General features: G+C 35.5%; 20 protein-coding genes. 17 read left to right on the plus strand and 3 right to left on the minus strand.

Annotation, left to right across the window (positions count from 1 at the left end; translation table 11 throughout):
• Positions 1–6: 6 nt before the first annotated feature.
• Positions 7–492: a GNAT family N-acetyltransferase gene (locus tag CXF59_RS09130; RefSeq protein WP_101137512.1), complete on the minus strand. Its 486-nt coding sequence runs from the start codon at positions 490–492 to the stop codon at positions 7–9.
• Between the two features lie 120 nt (positions 493–612).
• Here CXF59_RS09130 and ribD point away from each other — a divergent pair, with 120 nt between their 5' ends.
• From ribD to CXF59_RS09145, 3 genes are read left to right on the plus strand one after another with little or no spacing between them, the layout of a single operon-like run.
• Complete coding sequence (gene ribD / locus CXF59_RS09135; protein ID WP_101137513.1) at positions 613–1,656, plus strand: bifunctional diaminohydroxyphosphoribosylaminopyrimidine deaminase/5-amino-6-(5-phosphoribosylamino)uracil reductase RibD; 1,044 nt, start codon at positions 613–615, stop codon at positions 1,654–1,656.
• Positions 1,649–2,251, plus strand: coding sequence for an HAD family phosphatase (locus CXF59_RS09140; RefSeq protein ID WP_101137514.1), 603 nt, complete (start codon positions 1,649–1,651; stop codon positions 2,249–2,251). Before ribD ends, CXF59_RS09140 begins: the two co-directional genes overlap by 8 nt.
• A 9-nt stretch (positions 2,252–2,260) precedes the next feature.
• Positions 2,261–2,893, plus strand: a complete 633-nt coding sequence (locus tag CXF59_RS09145; protein WP_101137515.1) for a YigZ family protein — start codon at positions 2,261–2,263, stop codon at positions 2,891–2,893.
• Positions 2,894–2,915: 22 nt separating this feature from the next.
• Here the strand turns inward: CXF59_RS09145 and CXF59_RS09150 are convergent, their stop codons facing one another.
• Entirely contained in the window at positions 2,916–3,317 is a 402-nt protein-coding gene (locus tag CXF59_RS09150) for a thioesterase family protein (RefSeq protein WP_101137516.1), read from the minus strand.
• Between the two features lie 194 nt (positions 3,318–3,511).
• On the opposite strand from CXF59_RS09150, the gene dnaA reads away from it, so the two are divergent.
• The 14 genes from dnaA to CXF59_RS09220 all read left to right on the plus strand — a co-directional run bounded on the left by dnaA (position 3,512) and on the right by CXF59_RS09220 (position 17,448).
• Positions 3,512–4,939 (plus strand): chromosomal replication initiator protein DnaA, encoded by a 1,428-nt coding sequence (gene dnaA / locus CXF59_RS09155; RefSeq protein ID WP_016989846.1) that lies wholly within the window; start codon positions 3,512–3,514, stop codon positions 4,937–4,939.
• Positions 4,940–4,946: 7 nt separating this feature from the next.
• Positions 4,947–5,414 carry a low molecular weight protein-tyrosine-phosphatase gene (locus CXF59_RS09160; protein WP_101137517.1) on the plus strand — a complete coding sequence of 156 codons (468 nt, stop codon included), beginning with the start codon at positions 4,947–4,949 and terminating at the stop codon, positions 5,412–5,414.
• Between the two features lie 102 nt (positions 5,415–5,516).
• The gene (locus CXF59_RS09165; protein WP_101137518.1) at positions 5,517–6,239 is read left to right on the plus strand and encodes an SAM-dependent methyltransferase; all 723 of its coding nucleotides are present in this window, start codon (positions 5,517–5,519) and stop codon (positions 6,237–6,239) included.
• Between the two features lie 239 nt (positions 6,240–6,478).
• Positions 6,479–6,670 (plus strand): hypothetical protein, encoded by a 192-nt coding sequence (locus CXF59_RS09170; RefSeq protein ID WP_101137519.1) that lies wholly within the window; start codon positions 6,479–6,481, stop codon positions 6,668–6,670.
• A 262-nt stretch (positions 6,671–6,932) separates the two neighbouring features.
• Positions 6,933–7,427, plus strand: a complete 495-nt coding sequence (locus CXF59_RS09175; protein ID WP_101137520.1) for a DUF4440 domain-containing protein — start codon at positions 6,933–6,935, stop codon at positions 7,425–7,427.
• A gap of 127 nt (positions 7,428–7,554) precedes the next feature.
• The gene (locus CXF59_RS09180; RefSeq protein WP_101137521.1) at positions 7,555–8,682 is read left to right on the plus strand and encodes a methionine aminotransferase; all 1,128 of its coding nucleotides are present in this window, start codon (positions 7,555–7,557) and stop codon (positions 8,680–8,682) included.
• An 81-nt stretch (positions 8,683–8,763) separates the two neighbouring features.
• Positions 8,764–9,645: an SDR family oxidoreductase gene (locus tag CXF59_RS09185; protein WP_198554668.1), complete on the plus strand. Its 882-nt coding sequence runs from the start codon at positions 8,764–8,766 to the stop codon at positions 9,643–9,645.
• A 362-nt stretch (positions 9,646–10,007) separates the two neighbouring features.
• Positions 10,008–10,616 carry a uridine kinase gene (gene udk, locus CXF59_RS09190; protein WP_101137522.1) on the plus strand — a complete coding sequence of 203 codons (609 nt, stop codon included), beginning with the start codon at positions 10,008–10,010 and terminating at the stop codon, positions 10,614–10,616.
• A gap of 122 nt (positions 10,617–10,738) precedes the next feature.
• Complete coding sequence (locus CXF59_RS09195; RefSeq protein WP_101137523.1) at positions 10,739–11,062, plus strand: septum formation initiator family protein; 324 nt, start codon at positions 10,739–10,741, stop codon at positions 11,060–11,062.
• Positions 11,063–11,094: 32 nt separating this feature from the next.
• Entirely contained in the window at positions 11,095–12,459 is a 1,365-nt protein-coding gene (locus CXF59_RS09200; RefSeq protein WP_101137524.1) for a methylmalonyl-CoA mutase subunit beta, read from the plus strand.
• Between the two features lie 49 nt (positions 12,460–12,508).
• Entirely contained in the window at positions 12,509–14,653 is a 2,145-nt protein-coding gene (gene scpA / locus CXF59_RS09205; RefSeq protein ID WP_198554669.1) for a methylmalonyl-CoA mutase, read from the plus strand.
• Between the two features lie 430 nt (positions 14,654–15,083).
• A complete protein-coding gene (locus CXF59_RS09210) occupies positions 15,084–15,605 on the plus strand; it encodes a hypothetical protein (protein WP_101137525.1) in 522 nt (173 codons plus the stop codon).
• Positions 15,606–15,966: 361 nt separating this feature from the next.
• The gene (locus CXF59_RS09215) at positions 15,967–16,494 is read left to right on the plus strand and encodes a hypothetical protein (protein WP_101137526.1); all 528 of its coding nucleotides are present in this window, start codon (positions 15,967–15,969) and stop codon (positions 16,492–16,494) included.
• Positions 16,495–16,908: 414 nt separating this feature from the next.
• Complete coding sequence (locus CXF59_RS09220; protein ID WP_101137527.1) at positions 16,909–17,448, plus strand: hypothetical protein; 540 nt, start codon at positions 16,909–16,911, stop codon at positions 17,446–17,448.
• 70 nt (positions 17,449–17,518) lie between these two features.
• Here CXF59_RS09220 and CXF59_RS09225 read toward each other — a convergent pair whose 3' ends face one another.
• Complete coding sequence (locus tag CXF59_RS09225) at positions 17,519–18,160, minus strand: peptidoglycan-binding protein LysM (protein WP_101137528.1); 642 nt, start codon at positions 18,158–18,160, stop codon at positions 17,519–17,521.
• Positions 18,161–18,172: the final 12 nt, after the last annotated feature.

The raw sequence follows: 18,172 nt of genomic DNA on the forward strand, positions 1-18,172 counted from the left end.
CATAACTTATAATTTCTTCAACATCCAAACCGGACAAGACACATGTCCCGTGCTACCCATTGGAGCATCGATGTATTCAAAACCTACTTTTTTGTATAATTTTTGGGCATCATGCATAAAAGGCATCGTTTCCAGATAACAATTTTCGAAACCAAAGTCTTTCGCGCTTTGTAAACAAACAGCCATTACTTGACTGCCTATCCCCAGACCACGTGTTTCCGGTAAAAAATACATTTTCTGCAATTCACAAATGGTTTCAGCTTCATTTTCAAGTGGAGCGATTCCTGCCGAACCTACAATTTTTCCGTTACTTTCAACAACATAATAAACCGATTTGGGCTTGTTATATTCCTCAAACATTAAATCTAAATAAGGGTCTGCATAGGCAGTTCCTACTTTTGGGATATTCAATTCATCAAACACCGCTCTTATTAACTGGGCAACGGCTGCATTATCCCTTTTTTCGATTTTTCTAATAATCCTATTTTCCATTCTATGTAACTACTTGTTTATAAAAAGACAAAAATAGAAATTGTTTGTTGTTATTTTCAAAAGTTTCAAAACTAATGCCAAAGATTCTATGCTAACCCCAAAAACAACTACTTTTGCATCGTGAAAATACATGAAAAATACATAGAGCGATGCATCCAATTAGCCAAAAACGGCTTAGGAACAACCTATCCAAATCCGATGGTGGGCAGTGTAATTGTTTATAAAGACACAATCATAGGAGAAGGCTGGCATAAAAAAGCGGGGGAACCCCATGCCGAAGTAAATGCAATCAATTCGGTAAAAGACAAATCTCTATTAAAAAAAGCTACCATTTATGTAAGCTTAGAACCCTGCAGTCATTTTGGAAAAACACCTCCCTGTTCTGATTTAATCATAAAAAATGAAATTCCACAGGTAGTTATAGGAACGATCGACCCTAATATAAAAGTGGCGGGCAACGGAATAAAAAAATTAATCGAAGCCGGAATAAACGTAACGGTCGGTATTCTTGAAAACGAATGCCACGGGCTGAACAAACGATTTTTTACTTTTCATCAACAGAAAAGACCCTACGTGATTTTGAAGTGGGCAGAAAGCCAAGACGGCTTCATTGCCCCAAAAGTAAAGTCAGAACAAAAACCAGTTTGGATCACAAACAGCTATTCAAGGCAATTGGTTCATAAATGGAGAAGTGAAGAACAGGCTATTCTTGTGGGAACACAAACAGTAATTGATGATAATCCAAAATTAGACGTGAGAGATTGGACGGGAAATAATCCTACCAGAATCGTTTTGGATCAAAACAATCGCATAGCAGAAAACACTCATGTGTTTGATAATCAAGTGAAAACAATTGTTTTTTCAAAAACAAAAACGAATGCCATAAAAGAAAACCTTATCTTTGAAATTGTTGATTTTGAAAAAAATATGGCAAGCCAAGTGACTGATGCGATGTATAAACATCAAATTCAATCGGTAATTATAGAAGGAGGCCAGCAAACATTGCAGACTTTCATTGATGCAAATCTCTGGGATGAAGCACGAATTTTTAAAGGAAATATCCATCTTATAGAAGGTACGAAGGCTCCAAAACTAAACTGGTCTTATTTGGAAAAATATGCAATCGGTCAAGATGAACTTATAATATCCAGAAACCATGATTAATGCAATTATTTTTGATTTTGGGGATGTCTTTATTAATCTAGACAAACAAGCCACTGTTGACGGATTACGAAATTTAGGGCTTACGGATTGGAATGACGATTTAAACCAGCTAAATATTCAATTTGAAACTGGTCAAATCACCCGAAATAATTTTATTGAAGGGATTCAAAAACACATTCCGAATGCTAGTAAAGAGGAGATTTTAAAAGCATGGAATGCCATTTTACTAGATTTCCCTTTATATCGATTAGAATTTCTACAAATGCTATCTAAAAAGTACCGCTTGTTTTTACTCAGCAACACTGATGCTATACATATCGAAACATTCGAACAAAATAATGGTGCCTCTTTCTACGGTGATTTTTACAAGTGCTTTGAAAAAGTTTATTTTTCGTTTGAAATAGCAATGAGAAAACCAAATCTTGGAATTTACAACTACGTTTTAAACGAACATGATTTGCAGGCAAAACGGACTTTATTTATCGATGATAGAAAGGAAAACACAGACGCTGCGCTATCATTAGGTTTTGAAGTATGGAATTTACAGGTAGGCAAAGAAGACGTAGTGGACTTATTCAATAAAAACATAATTTAGAAAACCCTTTTGGAAGTTAAAGACACATACAATACCATCGAATTTACGTCGGAAGAAATACTACATAAAGAAAAGAACAGTAAATTTTTTGGCTCTGCCTATCCGATTCAATCAGAAGACGAAGTAAAAGACATTATTGACGTTTTAAGGAAAAAGCATCCACATGCAGGTCATTTTTGTTATGCCTACCAAATAGGAACAGATAACCTTTCTTACCGTGCGAATGATGACGGAGAACCAAGCAATAGCGCAGGAATGCCTATTTACGGTCAAATACAGTCCTTTTCTCTTACAAACACTCTTATAGTAGTCGCTCGGGTTTTTGGAGGTGTTAAATTAGGTGTTGGCGGATTGATTTCCGCTTATAAAACCACAGCACAACTCACGATTGAAAGTTGTGAAATTATCGAAAAAACGATAGATATTCATTATCAGGTTTCATTTGATTATAAAAACATGAACAAAGTCATGCGAGTAATTAAAGAAAAAAAGCTCGAGATTGTAACTCAGGAGATGGAAATGAATGAAGAAACAGGATTACCTATTGGTAAAATCGAGGTTAAAACGCGAAAAAAAAATGCCGAAATGATTTTCGACATCTTCAATTCTATATTCGAGATAGAAATTAAAATTAAGGAATAATTATTTTTAAATCCCAATATTTTTAAATCCGCAATAACTTCTCCGTTACATACTCAGGCGGAACCGTCGGACGGCCTGTTTTAATGTTCACAAAAACCAAAATTGACTTGCCAATTGTTAACAACTCATCCTCTTCATTATAAATTTCATAGTCAAACTCAATCTTAACAGTCGTCTGACTTTTAAAAATAGTTTTCACCCGTAGCAAGTTATCATAACGGGCTGGCTTTTTATAATTTATGTTCAAGGAAACTACCGGAAGCATAATTCCATCTTCCTCCATCCGTTTGTACGAAATCCCAATGTTTCTAAGCCATTCCACGCGTCCCATCTCAAAATATTGGGCATAATTTCCATGATAAACAACCCCCATCTGATCCGTTTCAGAATACCTTACCCGCACATTATACTCATAATCTTTCATACTATATTGTTTATTTTTTTATTATAATTTCATCTCCTATATACTACTTACAACAATATTACTACATAATCAACAACTAAATATTTTTTTTTATAGAAATTTGTTCACATATTTGTTACCCCGGAAAATAATGACTTTTAAACCATTATTTAATAAGACAACGATTACTAAACAAAATAATTTACACAGAATTTATGAACAAAACTGCTCAATCAGTATGGGAAAACTGTTTGTCTTTTATAAAAGACAACATTCAGGATCAAGCATTCAAAACTTGGTTCGAACCTATTAAATCAGTTGAACTTACCGATAACGCATTATACATTCAGGTACCAAGTAAATTTTTCTACGAATGGTTAGAAGAACATTATGTAAAATTATTAAAAGTAGCCTTAACTAAAGAACTAGGCAAAAATGCAAAGCTACTTTACAAAATTAAGATGGAAAACACTTACGGCAACAAACAACCTTTTACGGAACAATTGCCAAGTTCAAATCGCGCACCCATGAAATCGCAAAATATCGATGCTCCTTATAAAAATCTGGATCCGGAATTAAAAAATCCTTTTGTAATCCCTGGAATCAGAAATTTAAAAATTGAATCACAACTGAATGCGAATTATAGTTTTGACAACTTTCTTGAAGGAGATTCAAACAGGCTGGCTCGTTCAGCAGGTATGGCTGTTGCTAACAAGCCAGGTGGAACTTCATTCAACCCCTTATTGATTTTCGGTGGTGTAGGATTAGGTAAAACACACTTAGCACATGCAATAGGTGTAGAAATTAAAGATAAATATCCCGAAAAAACAGTTTTATACATTTCAGCTGAAATTTTCACCCAACAATATATTGATTCGGTAAAGAAAAACAACCGAAATGATTTTATTCATTTCTATCAGCTTATCGATGTTTTAATCATTGACGATGTACAATTCCTGTCCGGTAAATCTGGAACTCAGGATGTGTTTTTCCACATCTTCAATTACTTACATCAAAACGGAAAACAAGTCATTCTTACCTCTGATAAGGCACCCGTTGACATGCAAGATATTGAGCAACGTCTATTATCCCGATTCAAATGGGGACTCTCGGCAGAATTACACCAACCGGATTACGAAACAAGAATTTCTATCTTGAAAAACATCCTGTATCGCGATGGTGTCGAAATTCCAGAAGAAATCATAGAATATGTAGCCCGCAATATCAAATCGAACGTTAGAGAACTTGAAGGAGCCATAATCTCCCTAATCGCTCAATCTTCTTTCAACAAAAAAGAAGTGACAATCGAATTGGCAAAAAGCGTCGTTGAAAAATTTGTGAAAAATGTCAAACGCGAAATTTCTATCGATTATATTCAAAAAACAGTTTCCGATTATTTCCAATTGGATTTAGAAACATTACAGTCGAAAACAAGAAAAAGACATGTCGTACAAGCACGACAGTTGGCTATGTTTTTTGCAAAGAAATTCACAAAAGCTTCTTTGGCAAATATTGGACACCAAATAGGAGATCGTGATCATGCTACTGTATTACACGCTTGCAAAACGGTTGACAATCTAGTAGCCACTGACAAACAATTCAAGAAATTTGTTGAAGATATCCATAAAAAACTAACGCTGTAAACGAATTATGTCCGTAAAAATTTTAATGGTTTGTTTAGGAAATATTTGTCGATCACCTCTAGCCGAAGCGATTTTAGCCTCTAAACTTCCCGTAACTAAATTCACTGTAGATTCTGCAGGAACAGGAGATTGGCATATCGGTCATGCTCCTGATGCACGTTCGATAGCTGCGGCAAAAAATCATAACCTTGATATATCCCGACAAAGAGGACGTCAATTCAACGCAGCTGATTTTGAGATCTACGACTATATCTATGTAATGGACCAATCCAATTACACAAATGTGATCAATCTTTCAGAAAACCCAACTCATAAAAACAAAGTACAAATCATCTTAAATGAATTGTATCCCAACGAAAATGTAGATGTTCCAGATCCTTATTTCGGAATGACAAACGGATTTGAAATTGTCTACGCTATGCTGGATGAAGTTTGCGATATCATAGCCGACAAATTAATAACCAAGCACGCTTAAACCAACATTCTTAGGATTTTTACCCTCGCATGAAGGTTTGATTTTCTATTTAATCCTGTATTTTTGCAAATAACATAGATTAAAAACATAAACGCACCCGCAATGAAACCAGCTACTCTTTTAGGAAAACTATATTTAATCCCTACAACAATGGGAGATTGTGACCCGATGGATGTTTTACCGCAGACCGTAAAAAAAACCATAGATTTCATTGATTACTATATCGTTGAGAATGAAAAAACAGCTCGTAAGTCAATCAAAGAAGTACATCCTGAAAAAAAACAATCTGAATTAATTCTTTTTGTTCTAAACAAACGTACCGAAGTGAAAGAACACCAAGACTTCATCCAACCTTTATTAGAAGGTAAAAACGTGGGGCTGATGAGTGAAGCAGGATGTCCTGGTGTTGCAGATCCTGGCGCTGTAATTGTTAAACTAGCACACGAAAAAGGCATACAAGTGGTGCCGTTAGTAGGACCTTCTTCCATACTTTTGGCCATGATGGCTTCTGGAATGAACGGGCAAAGTTTTACATTTCACGGATATCTACCTATTGACAAAGATGAAAAAAGAGCTAGTTTTAAAAGTCTAGAAAGAACTTCTTTCGAAAAAAATCAGTCTCAAATTTTCATTGAAACACCGTATCGTAATAATAACTTACTAGAAGATTTATTACAGACTTTGCATCCGGAAACCCATTTATGCATCGCCACAGACATCACATTACCAACAGAATACATCAAGACCAAGAGGATTTCGGCTTGGAAAAAAGAAACAATCGACTTGCATAAACGTCCAACCATTTTTATCATTCATAAAATGTAATTTTTGTAGCTATGATACTATTTTTTTTATATGGTAGATAAAAAGAATAAAAATAAAAAAAAGAGACGCTATCATATTTGTATTAGGAATGTTTGCTTTTTTAGTCTTTGAAATCATCTATAATTGGGATGAATCACAACAAGGTTTTCTGGATGGAAATAATAACTTTAAGTAAGAGTTTCCAAATTAGCACAGGCATTATTTTTATATTACAAACAGATTGAACACCTGTTCTCAGAATGATATCCTTTTCAAAATCCTTAAAACTATTTAAAACGAAAGCAGCTACAAAATTCTTTACCGGAGTATTACTGACTATGGTTGCTATATTTGTTTTCGAAAGCATTTACAATTGGAAAGAATCCAAAGACTCCTTTATGAAGTCCTATCATGAGGGAAGAGATTCCGGTTCTACTATCATCAAAAAATGATACCCCCATCCATAAATTAAAGAATAATGATGAAAAAGAATCCAATTAATAAAAGGTTTTTTTACCCACTTGTTTTTTCAGTAATAATTGCATTCCAGCTATATAAAGATTGGGATGATTTTATTTTAGGCCTCACAGGAAACTAAGAGCTCGTAATTCAAAATAATTATTTTAAATATTGATAATCAATATTTTATACTTAATTTTATTTGCCCTTAATCTTTAACTTAATCAATTATGTTAAATTTTAAAAAATAAAATTATGAAAAACCGAATTTTTAAGGGAGGATTAGTAGTCGTTATTATGTCTTTGATAGTAGCCTGCAATCAAAAGAAAGAAGTTCCCGCAGTAATGGTAGACAAAGAGGCAATCAAAACTGAAATTCAAGCGATGGAAGATGCTTTTGCTGAAGCCTACAATAACAGTAACGCCGATGGAATAAATTACTATGCGGAAGATGCCGTTAGTTTTTCAAACGGTAAAATGCCGTTAGAAGGAAAAAAAGCAATTCATGAATCCATAAAAAATGAATTACTCACCTTCCCGAAAGGCTCAAAAATCGCCTTCGAAACTCAAGAAATCCATGCTTCAAATGATGGAAATATGTTAGTGGAAATTGGAGGATACCAGGTAAAAGACTCGACAGATACAAAAACCAACAGCGGCCATTTTATCAGTCTATTTGAAAAGAAGGACGGAAAATACATTTGCACCAGAGACATGGGAAGTTCAGATATGCCATTGGAAAAAAAATAAAGATTAATAAAGAAAGACACTCCAAACGAAGTGTCTTTCTTTATTTTACGCAACACCTTCGAATCTCTAATAAACAGCGTACTAACTCCAATCATTTGCTTACTTTTAGAGTACTAAAAAGAAAGCTATGTCAAAACTTCCAAATATTGGTACGAGCATTTTTACCGTAATGTCAAAAATGGCAGCAGAGCATGACGCCATTAATCTTTCGCAGGGATTCCCAAATTTTCCTGTTGATAGCGTCTTAACGGATATTGTCATTCGCTTGGCCAAAGAGAATGTGCACCAATACCTTCCTATGTCGGGCTACCCTCCTCTATTATCGAACATAGCGCTTCTGGTCAAGAGTTCATATAGGAGAATTATTTTACCAACAACCGAAATACTGGTAACCGCAGGTGCGACACAGGCAATTTTCACGACTATTCAAGCCTTGGTGCAGCGTGATGACGAGGTAATCATCCTGGATCCAAGTTACGACTGCTATGAAGCCCCTATCCTATTATGCAGTGCAAAGCCGGTACGTGTTTCGCTCAACGACGATTACACTCCCAATTGGAGTGCCATCAAAAAAGCTTGTACGGCCAATACTAAAATGATTATCATCAATAATCCGCATAATCCAACCGGGAAAATTCTAACCCAATCCGACTTTGAAGCCTTAGAATCCTTATTACAAAAATATCCAGAAATTATTGTACTCTCCGATGAAGTCTATGAGTACATCACTTTTGAAGAAAAACACATTTCGGCGCATACACGTATCAAACTGCTGAACCGCTGCGTGATGATTTCCTCGTTTGGAAAATCATTTCATGTCACCGGCTGGAAAGTAGGCTATCTCGTAGCTCCGGAACATTTAATGAAAGAAATCAAAAAAGTACATCAGTTTTTGGTTTTCAGCGTCAACAGCCTATGCCAAGTAGCTATAAGCGAGTACCTGGATGTAGTTTCGGTTGAAGGAATTGGAAGTTTATATCAGGAAAAAAGGGATTATTTTAGAAAACTGCTAAAAACAAGTCGGTTTGAACTCCTGCCTTCTGAAGGGACTTATTTTCAGGTGGCTTCCTACGCTGCAATTTCTTCTGAAAATGACGTAGCTTTTTGTGAAAGACTAATCACGGAACATGGCGTGGCTGCGATTCCCATTTCGACTTTCTATGAAAAAAGAAAAGACCTCCATTTAATCCGCTTTTGTTTTGCAAAAGACAATGCAACTCTAGAAGAAGCCGCAAAAAGGTTATGCAAAATCTAATCCCCATGAATTTTTGATTTTAATATGCATGCATACTATTTAATTTTTTTATATTTACAATACCAAAAAACAAAAACCACTATGAGTTATACAGATAAAATGTTACGCGACGATGCGTTAAAAGGAAAAGTAATCGTTGTTACCGGTGGCGGTAGCGGTTTAGGAAAAGCAATGACCCAGTATTTCCTGGAATTAGGAGCACAAGTTGCAATTACCTCCAGAGACTTAGAAAAACTAAAAAATACTGCTTCAGAACTCGAAACAGCAACCGGAGGAACGTGCTTGCCAATACAATGTGACGTACGCCATTACGAAGAGGTGGAAAATATGCTGCAAAGCGTATTAAAAGCTTTTGGAAAAGTGGATATTTTGTTGAATAATGCAGCGGGGAACTTCATTTCCCCAACAGAACGTTTGTCAGCTAATGCCTTTGACACTGTTATCGATATCGTTTTAAAAGGAACAAAAAACTGTACACTCGCTTTTGGTAAACATTGGATTGACAGCAAACAAACTTCTTCAACGGTTTTAAACATAGTAACCACTTATGCATGGACTGGTTCGGCTTATGTTGTACCAAGTGCTACTGCAAAAGCGGGCGTTCTTGCAATGACGCGAAGTCTTGCTGTAGAATGGGCAAAATACGGAATACGCACGAACGCCATTGCACCTGGACCTTTCCCTACCAAAGGAGCTTGGGACAGATTGATGCCCGGTGATCTTGCCGAAAAATTTGACATGGCAAAAAAAGTGCCGCTACAACGTGTGGGAGACCATCAGGAACTGGCCAATTTAGCCGCGTATATGGTTTCTGACTTCTCTGCTTATATAAACGGTGAAGTCGTGGTTATTGACGGTGGTGAATGGTTGAAAGGCGCCGGACAATTTAATATGTTAGAAGCAATTCCCGAAGAACTTTGGGATCAACTGGAAACACTGATTAAAGCAAAAAAGAGTAAGTAAGATCTGAATTCTTTTTAAAGAGGGAGAACTATTTGTTTGGTTCTCTCTCTTTGCTTTTAACTCTACCGCGTCTTCCCTATTAAAATTTAAATTTTGCCGATTTCCGCTGATTCCGCTGATTGCTCATTAGCCCGGATAGCAGTGAAAAGACTTGCAGCCAAAAACTGTGTTTTTACTGAGCTCAAAAAGCGACTAAAGGAAGCTCTTTTTAGCACATTGGGAGAACTTCTTCTGAGCAAAAAATTGCAACGGATAGCCGTAATAGCTCCCTAATTTAAAGCCTAATATTTTATACAAAAAACAAAAACCACTCCCGATTAAATTCCTATTTTTGCATCACAAATATATAACAAAACTATCTTATGCTCATTATAGGAATTGCAGGCGGAACAGGAAGCGGAAAGACTACCGTAGTTCATCAGATCATGAATGAATTGCCAGAAACAGAAGTAGGGATTATTTCACAGGATTCTTATTACAAAGAGAACCACAACTTGTCTTTTGACGAGCGTGCTTTACTTAATTTTGATCATCCTCGAGCCATAGATTTTGAATTATTAGTAGCCCATCTAAAAGAGCTTAGAGAAGAAAAAACAATACAGCAACCCGTCTATTCCTTTGTCACTCACAACAGAACGGAAGACACGATCACTACCCATCCCAGAAAAGTGATGATCGTTGAAGGCATTTTAATACTGGCAAATTCGGAGTTACGCGATTTGTTTGACGTGAAAATATATGTTCATGCCGACTCTGACGAAAGGCTGATTCGCCGTATGAAAAGGGATATTGCAGAACGGGGACGCGATATGGACGAAGTTCTGAGTCGATATCAAAACACTCTAAAGCCCATGCACCAGCAGTTCATAGAGCCTACAAAAGCATTTGCAGACATTATCATACCCAATGACAGATACAATACGGTTGCTATTGACGTAGTTCGTGCCGTAATAAATCAAAGAATTCTATAATTTTATTGTAATTTTATCATAAGACAATTTGAAGAAACAATCGCGATCGGGAATCGTTTTCTGTTTCAAACCAGGTCAATACTATTAAATTTTCACTGTACTCGGGGCTAAATAAATAAAACATGACAAATCCGCATAAAGACAAACCTTGGTTTAAATTTTTAAGCAATAAATATGTATGGGTGTTGTTGTTTTTTTCAACTTGGATGATTTTTCTTGATAACTATTCCTATTTTGACCATCGCGTTTTAGACAATCAGGTCGATGAACTGGAAGACAACAAAGAATACTACCAGCAAGAAATCAAAAAAGACGAAGACCAAATCAAGCAATTAAATAACCCGGAACAAATAGAAAAATATGCTCGTGAAAAGTACTACATGAAAAAGGACAGCGAGGATATTTACATCATAGAATTTGAAGGTGACAGCATAGAGAATAAATAATAAATCTTGAATTATTAAAAATCAAAATTAAAATGGCTACTAATCTATTCGACGATTTCGATCCTGTTTCTTCCAAGCAATGGAAACAAAAAATCCAGTTTGAACTCAAGGGAGCAGATTACAACGAAACCTTAATCTGGAATTCGCCAGAAGACATTAAGGTTAAACCTTTTTATCATAGAGATGAGTTTACAAAAGCAGCTCCCGTAAACACTAAAGCATCCGAATTTAAAATTTGTCAAAACATCTTTGTTTTCGACATTGAAAAATCAGTAGAAAGAGCCTTGGATACCTTAGAAAGAGGTGCAGACAGTCTTCGTTTTACCATAGAGAACGATACGATTGACGTCGCTAAGCTTTTGGAAAAACTGCCTTTAGAAAACGTTGCCCTTTACTTCAATTTTAAATTTTTCTCAATCGATTTCGTTAAAAAAATTGATGCAATCATCCACCAAAAAAAAGCCATTGCCTATTATAGCATAGATCCGATAGGACAGCTAGCCCGAGATGGAAATTGGTTTACAACTAAAGACAAAAACAATTTTGATTCGCTGAACTTACTTTCTACTGCGATTCCAAATAGTTCCATAATAAGCGTTGATACCGCTTTATATCAAAATGCGGGAGCAAACATGGTACAGCAACTTGCTTATAGCTTAGGGCACGTAAATGAATATTTCAATAGAATTCCGGTTATCGGTCAACAGATAGTTATCGAGGTTGCCGTGGGCACCAATTATTTTTTTGAAATTGCAAAACTACGGGCCCTGCGATTACTATTTAGTTTAGTCGCTAAAGAATACAACCATAACTTAGAATGCCATCTTTTGGTTTCTCCTACAAAACGGAATAAAACCCTTTACGATTATAACGTAAACATGTTGCGAACTACAACCGAATGTATGTCGGCAATCATAGGAGGAGCAGATGCAATCGCTAATCTACCTTACGATTCATTGTATCATAAAGACAATGAATTTGGGGATAGAATCGCCAGAAATCAATTGTTGGTTCTGAAAAACGAAAGCTATTTTGACAAAGTGAATAATCCCGCGGACGGAAGTTATTATATAGAAACATTGACCACCCAATTAGCAGAAAAAGCATTGGTTTTATTTAAAGATATCGAAGCCAACGGTGGTTTTCTAAAACAATTGAATGAAGGCGTGATCAAAAGAAAAATCCAGGAAAGTGCCGATAAAGAACAGGAACTTTTTGACTCAGGAAAAGAAGTCCTATTGGGAACCAATAAATACCCAAACAAAGACGACAGGATGAAACAGGATTTAGAATTATTTCCTTTTGTAAAAGTTAAGCCCAGAAAAACCTTGATTACTCCAATAATTGAAAAACGATTGGCAGAAAAAGTTGAACAAGAACGTCTGGATTTAGAATAATAGCATCGAACTGTAAACAGTCAATATAACGTGTAAATTAGTGTCACAAATGATAAGAAATGACCTCCAACATATTCAATTAGATAGTCAAAAGTCAAAAGAAGAACCGGCGTTGCACGAACAAGATGCATCGACTGCGGACTTTTTTACCGCTGAAGGCATTGAACTCAAGTCCACCTATTCTAAAAAAGACATTGAAAATCTCAAGCATCTTGATTTTGGTGCCGGTTTTGCTCCTTATTTAAGAGGACCCTATACCACTATGTATGTGCGTCGCCCCTGGACAATTCGCCAATATGCCGGATTTTCAACAGCAGAAGAAAGTAATGCTTTTTACAGACGAAATCTGGCCGCAGGACAAAAAGGACTATCCATCGCTTTCGATTTACCTACACACCGTGGTTATGATTCAGATCACGAACGCGTTGTGGGTGATGTAGGAAAAGCCGGGGTTGCCATTGACTCTGTAGAGGATATGAAAGTATTGTTCGATCAGATTCCCTTGTCAGAAATGTCAGTTTCGATGACGATGAACGGTGCTGTGTTGCCCATCATGGCTTTCTATATCGTCGCTGCCGAAGAGCAAGGGGTAAAGCCCGAGCAACTTTCAGGAACGATACAAAACGATATCCTAAAAGAGTTTATGGTGCGTAATACGTATATCTACCCCCCTGCACCATCTATGAAAATCATTGCCGATATTTTTGAATATACAAGCAAGAAAATGCCAAAATTCAATTCCATATCTATTTCTGGTTATCACATGCAAGAAGCAGGTGCAACCGCTGATATTGAATTAGCTTACACTCTGGCAGATGGGCTAGAATACATTAGAACAGGACTATCAACCGGAATGAAAATCGATGAGTTCGCTCCGCGCCTTTCTTTTTTCTGGGCTATTGGGATGAACCATTTTATGGAGATTGCCAAGATGCGTGCCGGAAGAATGATCTGGGCTAAACTTGTAAAACAGTTTAATCCTAAAGATGATAAATCATTAGCTTTAAGAACCCATTGCCAAACCAGCGGCTGGAGTTTAACAGAACAAGACCCCTTTAATAATGTAGCTCGTACTTGCATTGAAGCATCGGCGGCAGCTTTTGGAGGAACGCAATCGTTGCATACCAATGCATTGGACGAAGCCATCGCTTTACCAACTGACTTTTCAGCTCGAATTGCGAGAAACACACAGATTTATTTACAAGAAGAAACAAAAATCACTAAAACAGTCGACCCCTGGGCCGGAAGTTATTACGTAGAACGCCTGACTCATGAAATTGCCGAACATGCCTGGAAGCTCATTGAAGAAGTAGAAGAGCTTGGCGGGATGACTAAGGCTATCGAAGCAGGAATCCCAAAACTTAGAATTGAAGAAGCAGCTGCACGAAAGCAAGCGCGTATTGATAGCGGACAAGATATTATTGTAGGGGTAAATCAATACCGACTCGAAAAAGAAGATCCTTTAGTCATTCTCGATGTGGACAATCAAATGGTGCGCAAACAACAATTAGAACAATTAGATCGCATCAAAGCAAGCAGAGATACCGAAAAAGTACAGGAATTATTGCAGAAACTGATCGATTGCGCAAAGACCGGAAAGGGAAACTTACTAGAAATAGCCGTGGACGCTGCAAGAAACCGAACTACACTCGGCGAAATCAGCGACGCCTTAGAAACGGTTTTTGGAAGATATAAAGCCCAAATTAAATCCTTTAGTGGTGTATATAGTAAAGAAATAAAAGACGACAAAAGCTTTGAGAAGGCCAAACAAATAGCCGATGCCTTTGCAAAACAGGAAGGTCGTCGCCCTAGAATCATGATCGCAAAAATGGGGCAAGACGGCCATGATCGTGGAGCAAAAGTGGTTGCCACGGGATATGCAGATGTAGGCTTTGACGTGGATATTGGTCCTTTATTTCAAACTCCAGCCGAAGCAGCGAAACAGGCCATAGAAAATGATGTTCATATTCTTGGTGTTTCTTCGTTGGCCGCAGGACATAAAACCTTAGTACCTCAAGTGATTGAAGAACTAAAAAAATACGGTCGAGAGGACATTATGGTCGTTGTGGGAGGAGTAATTCCGTCACAGGATTATCAATTCTTGTTTGATGCCGGAGCGGTTGCCGTTTTTGGTCCTGGGACCAAAATTAGCGATGCCGCTATAAAGATATTAGAAATCCTTATCGGAGAGTAATCAATAATTCGAGTCCTTAAACAAATAGAAAAACACCAAACAAAAGTTGGTGTTTTTCTATTTAAACTCATTACGCAATGCGGAAATAACGATACAAAAAAACCATTATAGAAGAAAATAAACATTAGACCCACTATCCCATAAAAATGAATAATTAATTTAAGTGATGAATAAAGAAAAATAATAACAAATATTACAAGTATTACAAATAAATCGTTAATTAACAAAACATAAATACCTTATTTTCAGTTGATAACAGTTATAAAGTGTAGATTTATACTAATTACAATTTCATTTATAAAGCTGCAAAACGCAACTATTATTTTTTAAAAAAGAATTTAGACTAAATTAAAAAATGAAAAGGGGAAGTAAATTATAAGCCTTCAAATTTATTCTAACTTAAGTCATCACTAATTTAAAATCAACTATCATGAAAGCGTATATAAATGTATTAATATTATTTTTTGGATTAACAGCCCTGTCATACTCACAAGCAAAAAATGGCGGTAGCATGAATATGGAAAATTTGCCAGCTGTAGTAATCAAGAGTGCTGGCGATGACTTTTCGGTATATCTGCCCGACAGAAATGCAGATCCTAAAGTTAGAGCCTTAGAAGATAATTTCATCGCCTACGATTTAGGAAAAAACTATGAAGGTTACGAAACGTATCTAGTGTATATGGAAATAAAAGGGGGTTCTTTGTCCGCCACCTATAATGAAAACGGGAAATTAATTACTGTAGTCGAAAATTATAAGAATGTAGTTTTACCCAGTAAAGTAATCTATGAAATTTACAAAAAATTCCCTGGATGGAAAATCGTAAATGATAAGTATCTATATTCTCAAAAAGAAGGAGACATCTTAAAAAAACAGTATAATTTAAAAATTAAAAAAGGAAAGAAAAGCCAAAAATTAACAGTTCACCCTGATGGTGAAATTATAAATGAATGATAATAAAATAGAATTACTTTTAACTGCCCAATTAACACGGGGCAGTTTTTTTTTTGAAAAATCAGATTTCACCACATTGACACGATCACTACGTCACAAACCGTAGGCCTCCCTAAAAAATCCATTTTTTTAATTCTCACTTTTTTTCGTGTCAGTAATTTTTCTTAATAAAAAAAAAGCATGTTATTCTCATTTATTAACATGCCATAAAGAAACCATTAACACCTAGTATACAATAAAATGGCTAAATTTACTTTAAATTGCTAATATACAGACTATTAACTTTATATTAAAAAATAAAAGAAGTCCTTAAATTTTAACTATTTAACCGAAACTAGATATTAATTTAAAACTAACTATCATGAAAACATTTATTATTACTTTATTATTTTTAGGTATGACCGTTTCTTCTTATTCGCAAGAGAAGGTCATGAAAGAAGGAATTATGAAAGTGGAAGATTTACCTGCTGTCGTAATTAAAAGTGTCGGAGATGACTTTTCAGTGTATCTCCCCGACATGAATTCTGACCCAAAAGTCAGAAAACTAGAAGACAATTTCATCGCTTACGATCTTGGAAAAAACTATGAAGGCTATGAAACATACCTAGTCTATATGGAAATAAAAGGAGGGTCTTTGGCTGCCACTTATAATGAAAACGGAAAATTAATACGTGTTGTCGAAGAATATAAGGATGTTAAGTTACCCGCTCCTGTAATCTACTCTGTATATAAAGCTTATCCTGGATGGGAAATTGTAAAAGACAAGTATTTATATTCCCAAAAAGAAGGGGACATCGAAAAAAAACAATACAATTTAAAAATTAAAAATGGAAAAGATACCCATAAATTAACGGTTCACGCCGACGGTGAAATTCTTGCTGAAAGATAAGTACCACAAAAACGAGTTTACTCTTAGCTGCCCAATAATTTGGGCAGCTTTTTTTTGCGCATAAATAAAAGTCTTTTGAAATTACGACGAGAATCACTTATCATTATTGTTGGAAGTTCTTTAAAAGTGTGCCTATACATTTATTTTATAATTAACGAATAAACGAATCTTCGTATTAAAATAATATGGTTAAAACTTAATTAGATTAACAAAATATATAGATTACATTAACATAATAAAGACGCAAAAAGTACTAACTTTATATAAGAAGGATTTATCTTAAGTAAACTTACAGATACGAATAAATATTTAATTATTTGATTTTCAACACTTTAAATTTTAATTTAAAAATTATCATATTTTAATTACGAATATTAACTACACAATACCCATATTAATTTAAAACGAAATATTATGAAATCATTTATTATTACTTTGTTGTTTTTAGGCTTGGCCACTTCGTCTTATTCTCAGGACAAACAGACGAAACAGAATAGAGAAGAAGGCCTTATGAAGGTAGAAGAATTACCCGCTGTCGTAATTAAACGAATTGGCGCTGATTTTTCAGTCTATATCCCCGATAATAATCCTGACAAAGATGTCAGAAGATTAGAGGAAAAATTTATCGCTTACGATATTGGTACGGACTATGAAGGCGCCGAAAGTTATCTATTAATCATGCAAACCAAAAACGGTTCGCTCTCAGCAACATATAATGGAAAAGGGAAATTAATTCGCGTCGTGGAGAATTATAAAAATGTACGATTGCCTAACGAAGTGATTTTTTCCATTTACAGAACATATCCTGATTACACTATAGTTAACGACAAGTACTTATACACTCAAGAAGACGGTGATATCTTGAAAAAACAGTATAACCTTAAAATCAAAAAAGGAAAAGAAAAGCTCAGACTGACCGTTCGTCCAAACGGGGACATTTTAAAAGTCCGATAAAAACAAATCATAAAAAAGAGGCAGTCAAAAATTTTTTTTTTGCTGCCTCTTTTTTATATCGTCTTATAAGTTAATTCAAGCTCGCAACTGCATTTACATTTGCAACTATTAATGAAGTATCATATCCTCCAAATGCTTCCATATAACTTCGTATAGAAGTACCGTATGCATCCTTGATATATTTTTTTCCATTATTTTTGAAGTATCTCTTTACAGAACCTGCACCACCAAGATGCGCTGCTGCTAAAATTCCGGATTCTGTAACCAAAATTCCACTTACCACCTTACCATCGTATTTCTTGATGATATCCTGCAATATCCATTTATTTTTTGATAAAAGGGCCACAAAGGCTCTCTCTTGCATCTTAGGACTACGAAGGAATAAAGAAGTATCGTATATTCCGACAGATTTTAAAGTTGAGTTACCAAACTGGTATTTCCCTAAATAACCGAGGGAATTGATTTTTTTGTATTTGTTTTCAGATTCTCTATATCCTAGTGCCTCTTTGAAACCAATAAATAAATTTCCTGTGAAGGGAATATTCAAATTGGTGTAATCCTCCTGCTGTATTGATGGAAATAAGTATCTTATCCCATCTGTGTTTTTTATTAGAAACCATTGATTTGCTTCAATCTTAAGAGGTTTAAAACCTGAACTTAAAAAGGCTATAATAATAGCTAAACTTGTATAAAAATACCACTTCTTTACCATAAATTGTTTTTC

The sequence above is a fragment of the Flavobacterium sp. ALD4 genome, assembly GCF_002836475.1.
In the GTDB taxonomy this organism is placed as follows: domain Bacteria; phylum Bacteroidota; class Bacteroidia; order Flavobacteriales; family Flavobacteriaceae; genus Flavobacterium.

Bases quoted from the DNA above. Each gene is read 5' to 3' on its own strand.
- CXF59_RS09180 (WP_101137521.1), top strand. From the start codon at position 7,555: ATGTCAAAACTTCCAAATATTGGTACGAGCATTTTTACCGTAATGTCA.
- CXF59_RS09150 (WP_101137516.1), bottom strand. From the start codon at position 3,317: ATGAAAGATTATGAGTATAATGTGCGGGTAAGGTATTCTGAAACGGAT.
- CXF59_RS09195 (WP_101137523.1), top strand. From the start codon at position 10,739: ATGACAAATCCGCATAAAGACAAACCTTGGTTTAAATTTTTAAGCAAT.
- CXF59_RS09140 (WP_101137514.1), top strand. From the start codon at position 1,649: ATGATTAATGCAATTATTTTTGATTTTGGGGATGTCTTTATTAATCTA.
- CXF59_RS09160 (WP_101137517.1), top strand. From the start codon at position 4,947: ATGTCCGTAAAAATTTTAATGGTTTGTTTAGGAAATATTTGTCGATCA.
- CXF59_RS09225 (WP_101137528.1), bottom strand. From the start codon at position 18,160: ATGGTAAAGAAGTGGTATTTTTATACAAGTTTAGCTATTATTATAGCC.
- CXF59_RS09170 (WP_101137519.1), top strand. From the start codon at position 6,479: ATGATATCCTTTTCAAAATCCTTAAAACTATTTAAAACGAAAGCAGCT.
- CXF59_RS09220 (WP_101137527.1), top strand. From the start codon at position 16,909: ATGAAATCATTTATTATTACTTTGTTGTTTTTAGGCTTGGCCACTTCG.
- CXF59_RS09215 (WP_101137526.1), top strand. From the start codon at position 15,967: ATGAAAACATTTATTATTACTTTATTATTTTTAGGTATGACCGTTTCT.
- CXF59_RS09210 (WP_101137525.1), top strand. From the start codon at position 15,084: ATGAAAGCGTATATAAATGTATTAATATTATTTTTTGGATTAACAGCC.
- CXF59_RS09175 (WP_101137520.1), top strand. From the start codon at position 6,933: ATGAAAAACCGAATTTTTAAGGGAGGATTAGTAGTCGTTATTATGTCT.
- CXF59_RS09165 (WP_101137518.1), top strand. From the start codon at position 5,517: ATGAAACCAGCTACTCTTTTAGGAAAACTATATTTAATCCCTACAACA.
- CXF59_RS09200 (WP_101137524.1), top strand. From the start codon at position 11,095: ATGGCTACTAATCTATTCGACGATTTCGATCCTGTTTCTTCCAAGCAA.
- scpA (WP_198554669.1), top strand. From the start codon at position 12,509: ATGATAAGAAATGACCTCCAACATATTCAATTAGATAGTCAAAAGTCA.
- dnaA (WP_016989846.1), top strand. From the start codon at position 3,512: ATGAACAAAACTGCTCAATCAGTATGGGAAAACTGTTTGTCTTTTATA.
- udk (WP_101137522.1), top strand. From the start codon at position 10,008: ATGCTCATTATAGGAATTGCAGGCGGAACAGGAAGCGGAAAGACTACC.
- CXF59_RS09130 (WP_101137512.1), bottom strand. From the start codon at position 492: ATGGAAAATAGGATTATTAGAAAAATCGAAAAAAGGGATAATGCAGCC.
- CXF59_RS09185 (WP_198554668.1), top strand. From the start codon at position 8,764: ATGAGTTATACAGATAAAATGTTACGCGACGATGCGTTAAAAGGAAAA.